Raw genomic sequence first — 18,024 nt, 5'->3', positions numbered from 1 at the left:
ACACAACATGATGAAAATCAGCTTGTCTTAACATTTGGTGCCCTATTTGTAAACATTTGGGTCCCTCCGTTTTGCACCCACTGCTATAGTTTTATAGCATCAATTAACGCTTGTATTGCATTAAATATGAAACTACGACTGCTGATTTCAGGTATTGTGTGCTTGTGTGTAATAAATGCCGTAATGGCAGAAACGCCGGTGTATACCACAACCCCAACCGGAGTTATTATTTATACCGATAGTTTGGTAACCGGTTCGTGCCGCGCCGTTAAACTCGAAGTGATTGCCGATAATATAATAAGGGTAATGGCAGCACCCGGCCGCGAAATGGCCACTACCCAAAGCCTGGCCACCGCCTATAGCAAAAAGCCCGGCCTCAGCTGGAATGTGGTTCCCTCAAAAACTACGCTTACACTTAAAACAAAAAGTCTTTCAGCCATTGTTGATCTTAAAACCGGGGTGGTTTCTTTTTTCGATAGTAAGGGCAAAAGAATAATAACCGAAAAGGCGCCATTGGGCAGAAGTTTTGAACCCGTGGTTTTCGATGGCAAACGGTATTACGCCATTTCCCAAACCTTTCAATCGACCCCCGACGATGCATGGTATGGCCTGGGCCAGCACCAGGATGGTGTATTGAACTATAAAGACCAGCAGGTTACTTTTTTTCAGAACAATACCGAGGTGGCGATCCCGTTTCTGGTGTCCAGTAAAAATTATGGAATTTTGTGGGACAATTATTCCCTTACCCGCGCAGGTGATGTAAGGCCGCTGAAACAAATGTCAGCATTACAACTATATTCCAAGAATGGCGATCAGGGGTGGCTTACCGCTTCTTATCGTAATAATAAAAATAAACCTGAAGAGGTGCTGTTGGAACGTGCAGAGTCGGAGATCAATATGGAATTCCTAAACGATTCAAAGATCGTTCTGCCCGCTGCGTTTACCCCAGCCAGTGGTTCGGTAACCTGGGAGGGAAGCATGAGCAGTAATTTCGCCGGTTTGCATAAACTGAGGTTTGTATTCGGCGGAACCATAAAAGTTTGGGTAAGCGGAAAGCTGGTGCTCGATCGTTGGCGCAAAGCCTGGAACCCGGCCCCCGCCTTATTACCGCTGCATTTTAAAAGTGGTGAAAAGCTGCCCATTCGTATTGAATGGATACCCGAAGGCGCCGAATCGTACTTAGCAGTAAAATGGCAGGAACCGCTTACAAAAGCAGAACAGAATGCATTTAGTTTTAGTAGCGAAGCGGGTAAACAGATTGACTATTATTTTATTTACGGCGATAACATGGATGCCGTAATTGCCGGTTATCGCAACCTTACCGGTAAAGCGCCTATTGTTCCCAAATGGGCATTGGGTTTTTGGCAAAGCCGCGAGCGTTATAAAACCCAGGCCGAAATACTTACTACCATCGATGAATTCCGCAAAAGAAAAATACCTATCGATAATATTGTTTTAGACTGGAGTTACTGGCGCGAAGCAGAATGGGGCAGTCAGGATTTTGATAATACCCGTTTTCCTTCGCCCGATAGTATGATAGATGTGTTGCATAAAAAATACAACACCAAATTGATGATATCGGTATGGCCAAAATTCTATGAAGGTCTTTCAATATATAATGAGTTTGATAAGAACGGCTTTTTGTATAAGAGAAATATTGCCGATCGCCAACGCGACTGGATAGGCAAAGGCTATGTTTCAACCTTCTACGATGCCTTTAATGAAAATGCAAGAAAGAACTTCTGGGACCTTATTCATAAGAAGATCTACACCAAGGGCATTGATGCCTGGTGGATGGATGCCAGCGAGCCCGATATACTTTCAAATGTAAGTCCCGAAAAAAGAAAACTGCAAATGACACCGGTTGCATTGGGCAGTGCGGCAGAATATTTAAATGCGTACCCTTTGCAAAACGCAAAAGGCATTTATGAAGGCCAGCGTTCAACCGATCCCGATAAACGCGTGTTCCTGTTAACCCGTTCGGGTTTTGCCGGTTCACAACGTTATGCTGCCGCCATATGGAGTGGCGATATTGGTTCTACCTGGCACGATATGAAGGCGCAGATCACCGCGGGTGTTAATTTCTCTATGTCGGGCCTGCCTTACTGGACCATGGACATAGGCGGTTTTGTAGTACCGGAGAAATTTGAAAAACCCAATGCCGAAAGTTTGGAAGAATGGCGGGAGTTGGTAACACGGTGGTCGCAGTTTGGCGCATTTGTTCCATTATTCCGTTCGCATGGCCAGTTTCCGTTTCGCGAAGTATTTAACCTGGCGCCCGAAACGCACCCGGCCTATGAAAGCTTTTTGTATTACGATAAATTGCGTTACCGGTTAATGCCTTACATCTATTCACTGGCAGGCGCCGCTTACCATAATGACTATACTATAATGCGCGGGCTGGCCATGGATTTTGCTGCCGATACCGCTGTGCTGAACATCGACGATCAGTATATGTTTGGGCCGGCATTATTAATAAACCCGGTTTGTGAATACAAACAAACTAACCGCCAGCTGTACCTGCCTAAGGGCGCTGGCTGGTACCACCTGTATAGCGGCAAATGGTATGCAGGAAAACAAACAATAACTGCCGATGCGCCATACGGTCGTATGCCCGTATACGTAAAAGCGGGTTCTATAATTCCCTTTGGTCCCGAACTGCAATACACTACAGAAAAACCGGCCGATACCATTACGCTGAATGTATATACCGGCGCCGATGCCTCATTTGATTTGTATGAAGATGAAGGCACCAATTATAATTATGAAAAAGGTGCGTTTTCAATCATCCCAATAAAATATAACGAAGCCACAAAAACGGTCACCATTGGCGATCGCACCGGAACGTTCAAAGGCATGTTACAAAAAAGAACTATTCGGGTAAACATTATTACACCGGCTAAAGCAATGGCATTGGATGTAAGTGCCGGTGCAGGTAAAGAAGTGAGTTACGAAGGAAAAAAACTGATCATAAACCGTAGTTAAGTTAAACATTTAAATATGAAATCAACCAAAACGATTTGCCTGCGATCATTGTTGCTATGGGGAATTTTGTTTGTATTCCTTATAAGCACAAACACGTTTGCGCAAACAACAACGGTGAAGGGTACTATTATTAGTCAACGTACCAGCGAGCCTGTTGGGGGCGCAACGGTTACGGTAAAGAACACCAGCCGAACCGCTGTTGCCGACATGGCCGGTAAGTTCGCTATTAATGCTGCAGCCGGCGAAGTACTGGTAATAACTTCCGTTGGGTTTGCTACCCAGGAAGCTACCGTTGGTACGGGCGAAATGAAGATACTGTTACATGAATCTGAAAGCCAGTTGGAGAATGTAATTGTGATCGGTTACGGCACACAAAAAAAGAAACTGGTTACCGGCGCTAACGTACAGGTTAAAGGCGCCGACATTCAAAAACAAAACACCACCAATGCCTTGCAGGCTTTGCAGGGACAGGCGCCGGGGGTGCAGATCACCTCTTATTCAGGCCAGCCGGGTGCGCCCATGAATGTGATCATTCGTGGTAAGGGTACAGTAGGTAATTTTTCTCCGCTGTATGTTGTGGATGGTGTTCAAACCAATGATATCAGCTACCTGAACCCGGCCGATATTGAATCCATCGATGTGTTGAAAGATGGAGCTTCCGCTGCCATCTATGGTTCTCAGGCAGCCAATGGCGTTATACTGGTTACTACAAGAACAGGGAAGAACAATCAAAAAGCTACCATCACGCTCGATGGGTTTTATGGCTCACAGAATGTGGCCCGTAAAGCCGAGCTGCTCAATGCAAAAGAGTATGCGACCATCATGAATGAACAAGCTATCAATTCGGGCAAGGCGCCTATTTTCACCAATGACGTCATTAATAATTTACCGGTAAACACCAACTGGATGGAGAAAATGTTTGATAAGGACGTTCCTTTTCAAAACTATGTATTGGGTATACAGGGTGGTGGCGCCGGTTCGGCATATTCCTCATCATTAGGGTATACAAACCAGGGCGGTATTGTTGGTGGATCAGGTATCTCTAATTTCGAACGTTATAATTTCAGAATAAACTCTGAGCACAATTTATATCAGAACATTGTTAAGGTAGGTGAGCATCTTACCTTCAATTATCAAAACAGCCGGGGTATTAAGGTAGATAATCAGTACAATAATACCTTACGTGCAGCTTTTACTACCAGTCCGTTCCTGCCTATGTATAATGATGCCGGCAAATACTTCAGCGCCGACAGTGCAGGCTGGTATCCGGGCAGATCTGCTGACAGGTGGAATCCGGGAGAATCCAATCCTTATGCAACGATGGATTATACCACCCGCTCCCGAAACAGCAGCCAGGGTTTGTTTGGCGATATGTATATACAGGTTGAACCTATTAAAGGGTTGAAATTTCGTTCAAGTCTCGGTTTGAATTACTACTCCAGTCAAAGCCATGGATATACACCAAGTTATCATTTGTCTATTTATGCGTTTAATGATACTAGTCGGGTAAATCAGTCGATGGGTACAGGACGCACCATTCAGTTCGACAATTTGCTGAGCTATGATTTCAAAGTTGGAACTGGCCACAATTTCAGCGTTATGGCCGGTAGCTCTTCACTGAAAACAAAAAGCAGCAATATGTATGGTTCCAACTGGGACCTGCGCGTGTCAGACATCAACTATGCGTATCTGTCAGTTGCGCAAAATGTGGGCGTAGCAAACTATATAACCCTTTCGGGAGAACCTGCTGAAACTGCATTGATGTCGTACTTCGGCAGATTGCAATATAATTTCCGCGAGAAGTATTTGTTGAATCTCACCTTCAGGGCCGATGGATCATCGCGGTTTGCACAAGATCAACGCTGGGGTTATTTCCCTTCGGTATCGGCAGGCTGGATTGCCTCATCAGAGGATTTTATGCAATCTGTTTCATGGCTCGATCACCTGAAGGTACGTGGAAGCTGGGGCCGGGTAGGTAATCAATTAGTAACTCCGTATCAATATTTATCTGCCATTAGTTTTCAAAATGCTGGTTATAGTTTCGGACCAACGGAAGGACAATCTGTTCAGGGTGCTTATCCAAACCGCCTGGGCAACCCGGGGTTAAAATGGGAAACTTCTGAACAAACCAATATAGGATTCGATGCTACCGTGATGAAACGGCTTAATGTGACTTTCGATTATTATGTAAAAACAACAAAAGACTGGATAATAGGTATACCCGTGCTGGCAACCGCTGGTGTAGATTCAATTGTGATCAATGGCGGCGATGTAAAGAATACCGGTGTTGAGCTTGCATTGAATTACCGAAACAATATTGGCAAACTGAATTATTCAATTGGTGTCAACGGCGCCTGGAATAAAAACAGGATCGGTAATATTCCTACAGCCGATCACATCCTTCATGGAAAAAACAATCTTTTGTATTCTAATTCGCTCGAGTTTTACCGGGCCGAAAATGGACAGCCGGTTGGTTATTTCTGGGGTTTAAAAACAAACGGCATTTTCCAGACTGTAGAAGAAGTGAATGCTTATACTGGCAAATCGGGTAATAAAATACAACCAGAAGCGCAACCCGGTGATGTACGTTTTGTTGACCTCAACGATGATGGCCTTATTGATGCCAAGGATAAAACAAAGATCGGTGATCCCAATCCCCACCTCACTTATGGTTTTAATATAGCATTGGATTATAAGGGATTCGACTTTCTGGTACAGGCATCGGGTGTAGCAGGTAATCAAATTGTTCAGTCGTGGCGCGACCAATCCAGTTCACTGGGCAATTATTCGAAAGCGATCCTCGACCGCTGGCACGGACCCGGTTCATCGAATAAGACACCAAGAGTAACAGAGGATAACCGCAACTGGACACAGTTTTCAGATCTGTACATTCATGATGGAGACTTTTTGCGGATAAGCACCATTACCCTTGGTTATGATTTTGGCGCACTGCTTAAGAAGAATTACCTGAGCAAAGTAAGATTGTATGCATCCGTATTGAATGCTTTCACCTTTACCAAATACAATGGTATGGACCCTGAAATTGGGTATAATGAAGGCTTTTCATCGGGGGTTGACTTAGGCTTTTATCCAAGACCAAGAATCGTAATGGTTGGTGCAAACATTCGCTTTTAATTAAAACCGCAAGAGAAATGAAAAATTTTAAATTATATATACCCATCATCATTGTGTTGTCGCTGGCAGCCTGTAAAAAAAGCTTTCTCGATACGCAGGAGGTAAAAGATGGTACCGAACAGAACTTTTATAAAACACCCAATGATGCATGGAAAGCACTGGTAGGTGTATACGATGGATTACAACGAGTGTGGTCAGGTGGTATTGCTTTGCCCGTAGCGGCCGAAGTAATGTCTGATGACGCTTTTGGCGGCACTGGTAATTCTGATGGATTCGGTTATCAAATGATGGACGAGTTTGATAAGCTTCGTTCGCCTTCTGATCAAAACCTGTTTGGCGACAACTGGATCAATTATTATAAAGCTATTTACCGGGCCAATCTGCTGCTGTCAAAATTAGATCAGGTTAACTGGTCGGGGAGTGAAAAGTTGCGGAATATATATGAATCGGAAGCAAAGTTTATTCGCGCCTACTGCTATTTTGATATGGTGCGGTTATGGGGTAATATTCCGCTGATCACAAAGCCTACCATGGAAAATGTACCTCAGGCCAGTGCCGACAGTGTTTATCAACTGATTGCCGAAGACCTGAAGTTTGCAGCAGCCAACCTGCCTGCAACCGGTTATGCCAGCCAGGATAAATCTACTTATGGCCGGGTTACCAAATGGGCCGCTGAATCATTGATGGCCCGGGTATTCCTGTATTATACCGGTTACTACAATAAAGTAGATCTCGCAGGTTCCCTTTCAAAAACGCAGGCACTGACTTATGTCGAAGATGTTATCAGTAATGGCGGATTTGCACTCGTTGACAGCTTTGCCTTTTTATGGCCGGCAGCATCTGTTAATAAGTATGCAGGAGAAGATAATAAAGAAACTGTTTTTGCCATCAAGTACACTTATACCAGCAATTATAACGGCAATACCGATGGTAATCACTGGATGGTTATGTACGGCATCCGCGCTCAAACTATTACCCCGTATGGCGCAGGTTGGGGCGGTGCAACCGTAAATGCAAAACTGTGGAATGCTTATGAAGCAGGTGACACCCGCAAAACTGCCTCTATAACTTCTATTACCGGTGAAAACCTTGCTTTCGAGAACCAGAAGGATCAGCGGGAATATACCGGTTACTATATCAAAAAATATTCTCCCATGTCCGATTCTACCGGTAAAAGCCTGGCAGAAAAATTGGGTGGGGCGAACTTTCAGATTGGCCAGTACCAGGATTACGTGTCTATCAGGTATGCTGACGTGTTGTTAATGGCTGCCGAACTGGGTTCAGCCAATGCGCAAAAGTATTTCGATGACGTACGCAAGCGGGCTTTTGGCGCCAGCAATTCCAAACCGGTAAACCAGGCAAATCTTATGGCTGAACGAAGATTGGAATTTGCGGGTGAAGGTATTCGTTACTGGGACCTGCTTCGCCAGGGTGTGAACGTAGCAGCAGCTGCCATTAGCGAATCGGTGACCGTTCAAAATGGTGGTGCAAATGCAACAAAGACCATTCTGTCATCGAAGATCACTGAAACCAAAGGGCTGTCGCAAATACCTTATACACAAATCACTTTGTCGAATAACGTATTGCAACAAAATGCAGGATGGTAACAGAGCGATGGAGGGTATTTGAAAACATTAACAACATTAAAAGAATAACAATGAAACTTATAAAGCTGATAACGCTGTTTATTATTATAGCGTCAACAGTGATACTTTCCTGTAAAAAGAAAGACTACAGTTTAGGCTCATTGCCCGATAAATCGGCCATAAACATGGAAGTGAAGCAGGACCTTGCTGTTGATGCAGGTGGCAATACGGTTTATTTGATCAATCATACTGACAAGATTGAACCTTATTGGAATTATGCAACCGGTACATCAACTCACCAGGTAGATACAGTGCGTTATGCGTTTAAAGGTGATTACGTGATCAAACGCACAGCTGTAACCGGTGCGGGGTTGGTAGAGCTGGATCCCATTACCCTTCATGTAACCAGGGATAATTTGAACTATGTGAATGACCCGCTCTGGAACCTACTCACCGGCGGACCCGGAAAGGAAAAAACCTGGATGCTGGATGCAGATGCAGCCGGAAGTCAGATTTACTTTAAGAGCCCCATCTTTTTTGCGGGTGGCAACAATGTGGCAAGTACCAAAGCAGCCGACGGCCAAAGTATTATCTGGCCCCAATGTTCAGATAAATCAGATCCTTTATGCTGGAAGTATGAGCCCAATTACCTGAACGATACCTGGGCGGCAGAAAAAAGAGATTATGGCTTTATGACCTTTAGTTTGAAAGGCGGGCCCTATTTAACAACAGATCATAAAGGAGTTGCAGGCGTTAATACAGAATCTGGTACATACTTTTTTGATGTAAATACATTAATGCTAACTACCAGTAACGCTACTGTATTAGGCGTTTCCTATACGCCTACAGATGCGGGAAATTTATATAGTTTAAAGGTGTTGACGCTAACAGAACACACTATGCAATTGGGAGTAAAGAATAAATCAAAAAATGAGTATATGGTGCTGAACTATTACTCTAAATAATACCGAACCTCCGGAATAAAATACCTGCAGCTGGTTATGAGTAATGGCCACGCTGCAGGTTTTTTTATTTATGGTAACTCAACCTTATTAGCCGGTTCAGGCGTTCCCATATTCATTATATTAGTAAACAACACCATTTAGTTTTTAGATGAACGTTATCTCAATGTTGCAATGCCATTACCCATTTTTCACAGGGAACAGATTTTGCTGATCATATAACTCTAACAAGTGAACACATTATTTCACGTAAAAAAGGAGTTACCATGAAAAGAATGATTTTGTTTCTAATGACCACATTTCTAACATTTACTGCGCTACATGCACAAAAGCCCGAGGTTATTACAAAAAATAAACCGGGTTGGAACAAGATCGGTGATGCAAAAGTTGACTTTAGTACCGATAAGGATAAGTTTATATTAATAGGGAAAGACAAGTTTAAATCGCTAAAGGTAAAAGTTAAAGATGCGCCTGTTCATATAGAGAATATGCAGGTGGCGTATGAAGGCGGTACCACAGAAGATATTGCGCTGGCATCAGAATTGAAGACCGGTGAAGAAAGCAGGGTGATAGAGCTTAAGAACAAGGACCACGAAATAAAGAATGTAACCTTTGTATATAGAACTGTTACGGGATCAGGAACTTCCAAAGCGGAAGTTGAATTGTGGGGATTGAAATAGTTTAAGATCTATAGTAGCAGCGGCTCTCGTAATTGTAGTTGAGAGTCATAGTTTATCCTATCTACAAGAATAGCAGCCTGACATGGAAAGGCTGCTATTTTTTGCCCCCTCACTGTAGAAACAAATGCGCGATCGATGCAATATGTTCCCCATGTATAACTCATAAAAAAATGAACCGTTTATTTGTTATTGTTTGTTTGCTTGCTCCTGTACTGGCACAGGCGCAGCATAATTTATGGTCGCCCGATTCTTTGTCAACTTCTTCGCCCAATTTTGCCATGGACCGCTATAATCAACTGCTTGTGAACCACGATCCGTTGATGTACCTGGCTTATCCTCATATAGAACCTGTTAAAAAAAGAAAGATCCCCTTAAGAGATGGAGAAGGGAAAAAAGGATATTGGCTGGAAGGAAATTTTACCAACCGCTTTGTTATTCACCGGGGAAAATATTATAACCCCGGGTGGTTGCAAAGGCTGCGTTTAACATTTGATGTAGCCATAACACCCCGGCTTACACGCGATAGTTCAAGCCCGCTGTTACCCTCCAATAACAGGTTTGGTTTGGGGCTCGATCTGTTGCTTACGCCTGTAGCCAGTTTAATAAAAGACCGTTCAACCAATGCCTGGTTAACGGTGCAAATGCACCATTATTCAAACGGGCATGCCGATTCATTTTTTATGCAGGACGATGAAGGCAATCAGCGGAATAATTACCGCTCGGGCGATTTTAGTACCAATTATTTACGGGCGCTTTTCAATGTGGCGCATGTTTCGGTAAGAGAACATGTGTTGTCGGCCGCTGTTGGCTGGCAAAGGGAAATTGATATCAGCGGCCCGCTGGGGTTCAACCCGGCACAATACTACAGCTATGGAAAACATAGGGCCTTATTCAGTTTTCAATGGTTACGGGCCTCAAAGCTGGTTACCCGTAATTCTATTTTAAGCACTTCAACTAAAAAGGTCGCCAAGCAACGGCAATTCTCATTCAGGACCGATATGGAATATATTGTGGGCGATATGAGTAACTACCCATACGAAAATAAATACCGTTTCGGCTGCCATGCATACCTAACCTATATGCCTTCCATTACCAATGAGGTTGGTTTTCTTATACATGCCTACACCGGCCGCGACTACCTGAACATCAGGTACGATGATATTGTTTTTATTGGGGAGGTAGGGTTGTATATGCGCATTAATAAAAGATGATTTACACCCTTTGCAACTGGCTTTTATACTCAGTAAAATTCACCCCGCAATTGTTTTTAAAGAACTTGCTAAAATGGGCCGGGTTATCGAAACCCAGGCCATAGGCAATTTGTTTCATACTTTCTGATGAGTAAATGGCCTGCCGTTTAGCTTCCAGAATAATTTGCTGTTGAATATGATAACTGGTGGGGTGACCGGTAATTTTTTTAACTGTACGGTTCAGATAATTGGGTGTCACCGAAAGCAGCGCCGCATAGTCGTTTACAAATTTCTTGGTATAAAAATTCTTTTTCAGCAACCCGACAAATTTATTGACAAGTTCTTTTTCCCTGTTGGGAGTTTCGTTGATGACAGGTTTAATTAGGTTTCTCGAAAAGTATAGCAGAAAAATATTCAAAAGTCCTTTCAATAGTTCCTGCCGTTTATCCAGGCTGTTATTGTATTCCCATTGCATTTTTCGGGCAATGGCTTCCTGCTCGGGCATGGTCTGTTTGTAAAGAACAGTGGCGGCCACATTATTATATTGCTCCATCCAGGCCGCGCTGTTATTATATCCTTCTGAGAGTCTTAGAAATTCAGTGGCAAAAGAAATATAATAGCCCTCGGTGCCGGGCGCAAAATGCATTTTTCTGAAGTGGCCGGGAAAGATGCAATAGGTGCTGTTTTCTGCAAGCATATGATCCTGCCCATCGAGCTGCAGGGAACCGTTGCCCTTTTGAATGAGCAGCATTTCAAAATGATTGATCTTTTTTGCAGTGATATTGGTAGTATAAGCGGGCTTTGCGCTTTCAATTAAACTGATCTCAAAATGAAGGCTGTTATCGTTGGTCAGAATATGGGGGGCTACTGAATTGGCGAACAGGATGGCGGTGTTCATGGCAGTAAGTTTATGATTAAGTAGTTGAGTTCAGGTATACAGATGACAATAGATATGCCATTGTATAAGGTGTTGATTTGACAAGTGTTATAGAGACGTTGTGCTGGAATTAATAGCGACATTTCACGAATTAGCGATATTTCGCTAATTGCATTTTGATAAAAGTTTTGATCTATCTTTAAGGGATGAACGAAGTGGAGGCCTGAATACTGCAAAAGTTCATGTTAAGTTAATACCACTATTACATAGCTACCAAAACCAACTGCTATGAAAAAGAGAATCTTTCTTCTTTTTTTGACCGCATTTTATTTGCAGGTTCATGCACAGAACGTGCCGTGGTTAAGACTGCCTGTACCAGGCGACGAGGCTGAGTTACTGACCCAACTGGAAAAAAGCAAACCCGGAATTGTGCAGATCGAGATCTTACTACTACTGGGGCAATATTATCTTTTATTACCCGGTGAGGAGCTGGTAGATGTAAACAAGGCTATGGACTATGCTAACAAAGCCCGTATACAGGCCATGCGGTTTAATTTTACCGATGGTTACCATGCAGCGCTTATTATAACCGGCAATGTATATTCTACTGTTGGAAACTGGGATGCCAATGGTAAGGTGTTAGACAGTGCTGTTACAGGCATTGATAAAGAATGGCATGGCAAAAAGCCTGGCGAACTGCCCGAACGTGAATTGAGACTGTTGATACAATTGGGCGAGGCTTATTTGCATCAGTATAAGACGGATATAGCTGAAAAATATTTCCTGGAAGCGATAGCATTTTGTAAAACAAAGGGGTTCACAAAATTACAATACATCTACGACCGCCTGATAACTGTGCAGGCTTTAAATAATAGCTTCAACAGAATGCTGTATTACGAGTTAGAAGCGGTAAAGGCAATGGAGAATACCGGCGACCTGTCATCAGCTTCCTCGTTGTATCACAAATTGGGTTTTACTTACCGGATAATAGGGCAGTTTCAAAGAGCTGTTGAGTATTACGACCTGGCATACAGTTATGATAAAAAAAAGCCATCGAGTGTAATATTTGAGCTTGGTTTTTTACATGCAGAAGCCCTGACCAAAATGGGCCGTGCAAGGGATGGCATAGCCCAGGTACTTGAAAAATGTCAGGCTTACGCACCCCGTACTAATCAGGATAAGAGGAATGTGGAAGATGCGCTGGGGACCTGTTACCGGGTCCTTAAGCAATATGATTCTGCAGAAGTACATTTTCTGAATTTAATAAGGTATCAGCGGGAGGACATGCCGTATAATCAAATGGACGCCAAAAAGCACCTTGCGCAACTGTATATTGAATGTGGCCGGTACGTCAAAGCCAAACCTTTATTAGATGAATGTCTTGCTTCAGGGTTCTTTGCCAATTCAGCACATTTTTATTTTATGTTATTTAAATCTGATTCCGCAGCAGGCAATCATTTGCTGGCCATGCAGCATTTAATGCGTAACAAGGAAATTGATGAAGTAGGCTACCAGGAGGCCAAAGTGCGGGAAAACCGCGAGCTGCAGATCAAATACGAAACCGAGAAAAAAGATAAGGATATCAGGATCAAAGAACAGGATATTTTATTGCTTACCAATTTGTCGCAATTACAAAGGCAACGTATGCAGCAGGCGCAATTGGAATTCAGCTACGACTCACTAACCAAAGAACAGAACATTCAGGCGTTAAGCACCGCATCGGCTAAAAAGGATAAAGACATATTATTAAAACAACAACGCCTGGAACTGCTTTCAAAGCAAGACCAGCTTAAACAGGCAAAATTACAGACGGCAAATTGGCTGAAAGACGTAACTTTAGTAGGCATCCTGCTGCTTTTTATCATTCTTGGCTTGCTATATAATCAATACCGTGTTAAACAAAGGAACAATCAGGAAATAAGTATCAAGAATCTTACCCTTGAACACTTACTCGAAGAGAAAGAATGGTTGTTGAAAGAAGTTCACCATCGCGTAAAGAATAACCTTCACACTATTATGAGCCTGCTGCAATCACAGTCAGCATACCTGAAAGACGATGCGTTAAAGGCTGTTCAAAACAGCCAGCACCGCGTATATGCCATGTCGCTCATACATCAGAAACTGTATCAGAACGAAAATTCAACCAACATCGATATGATGTTGTATTTACCTGAATTGCTCCAATACCTGCGCGATGGTTTTGATATAAAACACCAAATACAGATCACTACCGATATAAGGGATATTCACCTCGATATTTCAAAGGCCATTCCCGTTGGGCTAATATTAAATGAAGCAGTTACCAATGCTATCAAGTACGCGTTCCCCGGTGGCCGGCGCGGTGAAATAACCATTGGTATGGAACGAGTAGCTGATAAAAGAATAAGACTGTGCATTGCCGATAATGGTATAGGCATACCCGATAACTGGAATAAAATGCAACGCGATTCGCTGGGGTTGAGATTGATGAAAGGATTGAGTGATGATGTGCGCGGCGATTTCAGCATTGACAATTCATATGGCACAAAGATCACCGTAGAATTTCAGGAAGAGTTGTTTTCATTTGAACCACGAAAGGCAAGAAAAAAAACAGGAGAACTTAATTCATGATGAAGAAGATTCTTATAGTAGAAGATCAATTTATTGAAGCAGATAGCCTGCAATTGATACTGGAAAAAGCAGGTTATGAAGTATGTTCTATTGCCCGATCGGTACCAATAGCATTGGAAATTGTTGAAAACGAAAAACCCGACCTGGTATTGATCGATATTTTTTTACAGGGTAACCTAACGGGCATTGACCTGGCAAAAAAGCTGGGCGAAAAGAAGATCGGGTTTGTATACCTCTCGGCCAATTCAAATAAGAAAACCCTCGATGAAGCCAAGGTTACAAAACCATACGGCTTTCTGGTAAAACCATTCAGGGAAAAAGATATTCTGGTTACTGTTGACATTGCCTGGTATTTGCACGAGCAAAGCCTTGCTTCCCAAAAAATGCACGAACAGGCACAGGCCGAACTGGCCGATCATTCGCGGGTGCCCGAGTTTAAGAACATCATTGGAAACAGCCAGTCGTTACAATTGGTACTCGATGCTGTTTTGATAGTTGCCAAAGCCGAAACCTCTGTGTTGCTATTGGGCGAAAGCGGTACCGGCAAAGAAAAGATCGCCGCATGTATTCATGACCTGTCGTCAAAAAAATTAAAACCATTTGTAAAAGTAAACTGTGCGGCATTGCCGGCAACGCTTATTGAATCGGAGTTATTTGGTCATGAGCGGGGCGCTTTTACCGGTGCATTGGAAAAAAGGATCGGCAAGTTTGAACAGGCAAATGGCGGTACCATTTTTTTGGATGAAATAGGCGAAATGCCGCCAGAGATACAGGTAAAGCTGTTAAGGGTTTTGCAGGAAAAAGAAATAGAACGGGTAGGCGGAAGAGAAACCCTGAAAATAGATGTACGCATTATTGCCGCTACCAACCGAAACCTGGAGAAAGATATTTCAGAAGGCCGATTTCGTATGGACCTTTATTACAGGCTAAATGTATTCCCCATAATAGTACCGCCCCTGCGTGAACGAAAAGAAGATATTCCGCTTTTGATCGCTTACTTTATGCAGGCCTTTAATCAGAAATTGGATAAACAGGTAAGCGATATCTCGGGTATGGCATTGGAAAAATTAATGAAGTATAACTGGCCCGGAAATATCAGGGAGCTGGAGAACCTGGTTGAAAGATCGATGCTGTTTACAAAAGGGCATTTTATAGACGATATTTCCCTACCCGTGCAACCCAAAATACCATTGCTGCCAGGCCCCGCAGAAGTAAAGACCATTGAAGAAAATGAAAGGAGCAATATAATAGCCGCTTTAAAAGAATGTAATGGAAAAGTATCAGGTACAGGTGGTGCTGCAGAGCTGTTGAATATTCATGCCTCAACGCTTAACTCAAAATTAAAAAAGCTTGGTATTAAAACAGGGCATTACCGAAATGTATAAGCAGTAGCACCATTTAACTATTGATTAAGGTACAGCGGCAGACTAATTTTGATAGCGATGGATTGATCAAAAAATTAATTGCTATGGAAGTAAATGCCACCAATGCCCGCACACAATTCGCAGAAGTAAACGGAAAAAAAATAGCGTACCGGTCAATAGGGCAGGGATACCCCATGATCCTGTGCCAACGGTTCCGGGGGATGCTCGATGACTGGGACCCCTTATTCCTCGATGAACTGGCCAAACACTACCAGGTGATCATTTTTAATTATACCGGTCATGCCTCATCAGAAGGTACGCCCCATACGAATATAAAAAGTTTTGCCGGTGATGTAATTGATCTGGCTGCCTATTTAAAGTTCGATAAGATCATTATGGGCGGCTGGTCGTTTGGCGGTTGGGTGGCACAGATAGTGACTACCGAATTTCCTGAACTTGTTTCCCAAACAATACTCATAGGTACAAGGCCCCCTGGCAAGGTAAGCCACGATATGGAGGAGATCTTTAAAGCAACCGCCTATAAACCGGTAAATGATTTCGACGATGAGATCATTCTGTTCTTTGAACCCATTTCAGAACTGAGTAGAAAAACGGCAAAGGAAAGCCACGACCGTATAGCGCAAAGGACCATTGATAAAGATACGCTGGTGGCGCTCGATCAATTACAGCACTATGGCAAAGGCGGTGTTGATTATGTGCAGGACCCATACAAGGCCTTAGAAAAACTAACCAATACAACTATTCCCATTCTTGTTATTTCAGGCGATCATGAAATATGTTTTCCGCCCGAGAACTGGTTCGAGCTGAACAGGAAGCTGCCAACCACACAGGTGGTGGTTATACCCCGCGCCGGCCATGGCCCGCAACACCAGTTTCCCGAAATGATAGCCACCTATATACATGCTTTTATAATCAACAATATAAAGTACGGTACTGCGCATTGATTAACCATCAAAAACTCATAGATCCATGATCACTACAAAAAACATCGTCTTTGTAACCGGGGCATTTGTGTCCAGTGCCTGTTGGGACGAATGGCGTATATACTTTGAAAAAAGAGGGTACAACACCATTGCACCGGCATGGCCTTATAAGACTGGCACGGCCGCCTCGTTACGGGCTAAACAGCCCAACGATGTTGAGCTTGCTACGCTTACTTTCAGGCAATTGGTCGATCATTACATTGGCATTGTAAAAAGTTTTCCTGAGAAACCTATCGTAATCGGTCATTCGCTGGGTGGCATGATAACCCAGATCATTTGTAACAGAGACCTCGCAGCTGCCGCAGTAGCTATACATTCGGTGCCGCCAATGGGGGTAATACCATATGAGTTCTCCTTTTTAAAAGCCGGTTGGCGCGTATTGGGTATTGGTACTTCATTGAAGAAAACATACCTCATGTCGTTCAAAACCTGGCAGTATGCCTTTGTAAATGGTATGCCGTACGAAGAGCAAAAGGCAGCCTGGGATAAATTCACTATTCCCGAATCAAAAACAGTGGCCCGGGGTGCATTGACCTCCGATGCCAAAGTTGATTTTAATAAACCACATCCGCCATTGTTATTAACAGCAGGAACGGAAGGCACCATTATACCTGCGCATTTAAGCCGAAGGATCTATAATAAGTATAAAAAGAACAACGGTTCTATTATCGAATACAAAGAGTTTGCCGGCAGAAACCACTTTGTATTAGGACAACCGGGTTGGGAAGGCGATGCAGATTATATTCTCGATTGGCTAAAGCGTATTTAATCAATTACGTGAAAGATGACCATCAATATTACCCATATAGATACCGCATGTGTATTGCTCGAGCTCAATGGTTATAAAATACTAACCGACCCAACTCTTGATAAGGCCGGTAAATTATATTACCATGGCTCGGGCACCTTCTCGCGCAAAACGGGCAACCCTGCTATTACCATAGATAAGTTGCACGATGTTGATTTGGTTTTGTTGAGCCACCACCAGCATAAAGACAATTTCGATGATAATGGAAAGAAGTTTGCACAAACGGTACCGCTCATTATTTCAACCAAACCGGCAGAACGCGCAATAAAAGGTGTTACCGGTTTAAATGATTGGGAAAGTTATAAAATAGATACACCTAAAGTACCGGGGCTAAAGATAACGGCAACGCCGGCGCAACACCATCCCTGGTGGGTGCCTGAGTTTTTGGCCGGTAAGGTAATAGGCTTTGTAATTGAATTCGACGGGCAGCAAAACGGGGTGATCTATATTTCGGGCGATACGGTTTATTTTAAAGGAATAGAACAGGTTGCCCGTATGTACAAGATAGATATAGGTATTTTTCATTTGGGTTCTGTTGAGTTTCGATATTTAACCGGTTGGGGCCGGTATACTATGAACAGCACCGATCTGTTACGCTCAGCCGAAGTATTGAAGCCCGAAAAAATAATCCCTATTCATTACAAGGGCTGGAGCCATTTTAGAGAAAAGGAGAAAACGCTTCATGAAAAGATTGCGGCCAGTAAAAATGTGAGCGGTAAAACAGTTTTTCTTACCCCCGGAGTAAAAACAGTTATTTAAAAATATTAATTTGTTGCACGCTTATTGGTTAAATAACACACCTATGCGCTAAATCTGCACAGTT

At 43.1% G+C, this 18,024-nt stretch carries 12 protein-coding genes; 11 read left to right on the top strand and 1 reads right to left on the bottom strand.

All coding sequences use genetic code 11. The features are described 5' to 3' along the window. The first annotated feature begins 126 nt into the window (after positions 1-126). The 6 genes from GGD38_RS08970 (at position 127) to GGD38_RS08945 (ending at position 10,559) form a co-directional block, all read left to right on the top strand. On the top strand, positions 127-2,985 hold the full coding sequence (locus tag GGD38_RS08970; RefSeq protein ID WP_375298340.1) for a TIM-barrel domain-containing protein: 2,859 nt from the start codon (positions 127-129) through the stop codon (positions 2,983-2,985). Positions 2,986-3,000: 15 nt separating this feature from the next. Beyond that, complete coding sequence (locus tag GGD38_RS08965) at positions 3,001-6,120, top strand: SusC/RagA family TonB-linked outer membrane protein (protein WP_375298341.1); 3,120 nt, start codon at positions 3,001-3,003, stop codon at positions 6,118-6,120. Positions 6,121-6,137: 17 nt separating this feature from the next. Next, a complete protein-coding gene (locus tag GGD38_RS08960) occupies positions 6,138-7,727 on the top strand; it encodes a RagB/SusD family nutrient uptake outer membrane protein (RefSeq protein WP_375298342.1) in 1,590 nt (529 codons plus the stop codon). A gap of 50 nt (positions 7,728-7,777) precedes the next feature. Further along, positions 7,778-8,671, top strand: a complete 894-nt coding sequence (locus GGD38_RS08955) for a hypothetical protein (protein ID WP_375298343.1) — start codon at positions 7,778-7,780, stop codon at positions 8,669-8,671. Positions 8,672-8,934: 263 nt separating this feature from the next. After that, the gene (locus GGD38_RS08950; protein WP_375298344.1) at positions 8,935-9,348 is read left to right on the top strand and encodes a hypothetical protein; all 414 of its coding nucleotides are present in this window, start codon (positions 8,935-8,937) and stop codon (positions 9,346-9,348) included. Positions 9,349-9,518: 170 nt separating this feature from the next. After that, complete coding sequence (locus GGD38_RS08945; protein ID WP_375298345.1) at positions 9,519-10,559, top strand: hypothetical protein; 1,041 nt, start codon at positions 9,519-9,521, stop codon at positions 10,557-10,559. A gap of 1 nt (position 10,560) precedes the next feature. On the opposite strand, the gene GGD38_RS08940 is transcribed toward GGD38_RS08945, so the two are convergent. Next, positions 10,561-11,436 carry an AraC family transcriptional regulator gene (locus GGD38_RS08940; RefSeq protein WP_375298346.1) on the bottom strand — a complete coding sequence of 292 codons (876 nt, stop codon included), beginning with the start codon at positions 11,434-11,436 and terminating at the stop codon, positions 10,561-10,563. 267 nt (positions 11,437-11,703) lie between these two features. Between GGD38_RS08940 and GGD38_RS08935 the strand changes: the two genes are divergently transcribed. The 5 genes from GGD38_RS08935 (at position 11,704) to GGD38_RS08915 (ending at position 17,960) form a co-directional block, all read left to right on the top strand. Then, positions 11,704-14,025, top strand: coding sequence for a histidine kinase dimerization/phosphoacceptor domain -containing protein (locus GGD38_RS08935; protein ID WP_375298347.1), 2,322 nt, complete (start codon positions 11,704-11,706; stop codon positions 14,023-14,025). After that, positions 14,022-15,410: a sigma-54-dependent transcriptional regulator gene (locus GGD38_RS08930; protein WP_375298348.1), complete on the top strand. Its 1,389-nt coding sequence runs from the start codon at positions 14,022-14,024 to the stop codon at positions 15,408-15,410. The genes GGD38_RS08935 and GGD38_RS08930 overlap by 4 nt, the downstream gene beginning before the upstream one ends. Positions 15,411-15,493: 83 nt before the next feature. Then, positions 15,494-16,354 (top strand): alpha/beta fold hydrolase, encoded by an 861-nt coding sequence (locus GGD38_RS08925; RefSeq protein WP_375298349.1) that lies wholly within the window; start codon positions 15,494-15,496, stop codon positions 16,352-16,354. Between the two features lie 25 nt (positions 16,355-16,379). Continuing rightward, positions 16,380-17,162: an alpha/beta hydrolase gene (locus GGD38_RS08920; RefSeq protein ID WP_375298350.1), complete on the top strand. Its 783-nt coding sequence runs from the start codon at positions 16,380-16,382 to the stop codon at positions 17,160-17,162. Between the two features lie 15 nt (positions 17,163-17,177). Next, positions 17,178-17,960 (top strand): MBL fold metallo-hydrolase, encoded by a 783-nt coding sequence (locus GGD38_RS08915; protein WP_375298351.1) that lies wholly within the window; start codon positions 17,178-17,180, stop codon positions 17,958-17,960. Positions 17,961-18,024: the final 64 nt, after the last annotated feature.

The organism is Niastella sp. OAS944 (genome assembly GCA_024809215.1).
Lineage (GTDB): Bacteria > Bacteroidota > Bacteroidia > Chitinophagales > Chitinophagaceae > Niastella.
This window is presented reverse-complemented; position numbering and strand designations above follow the sequence as displayed.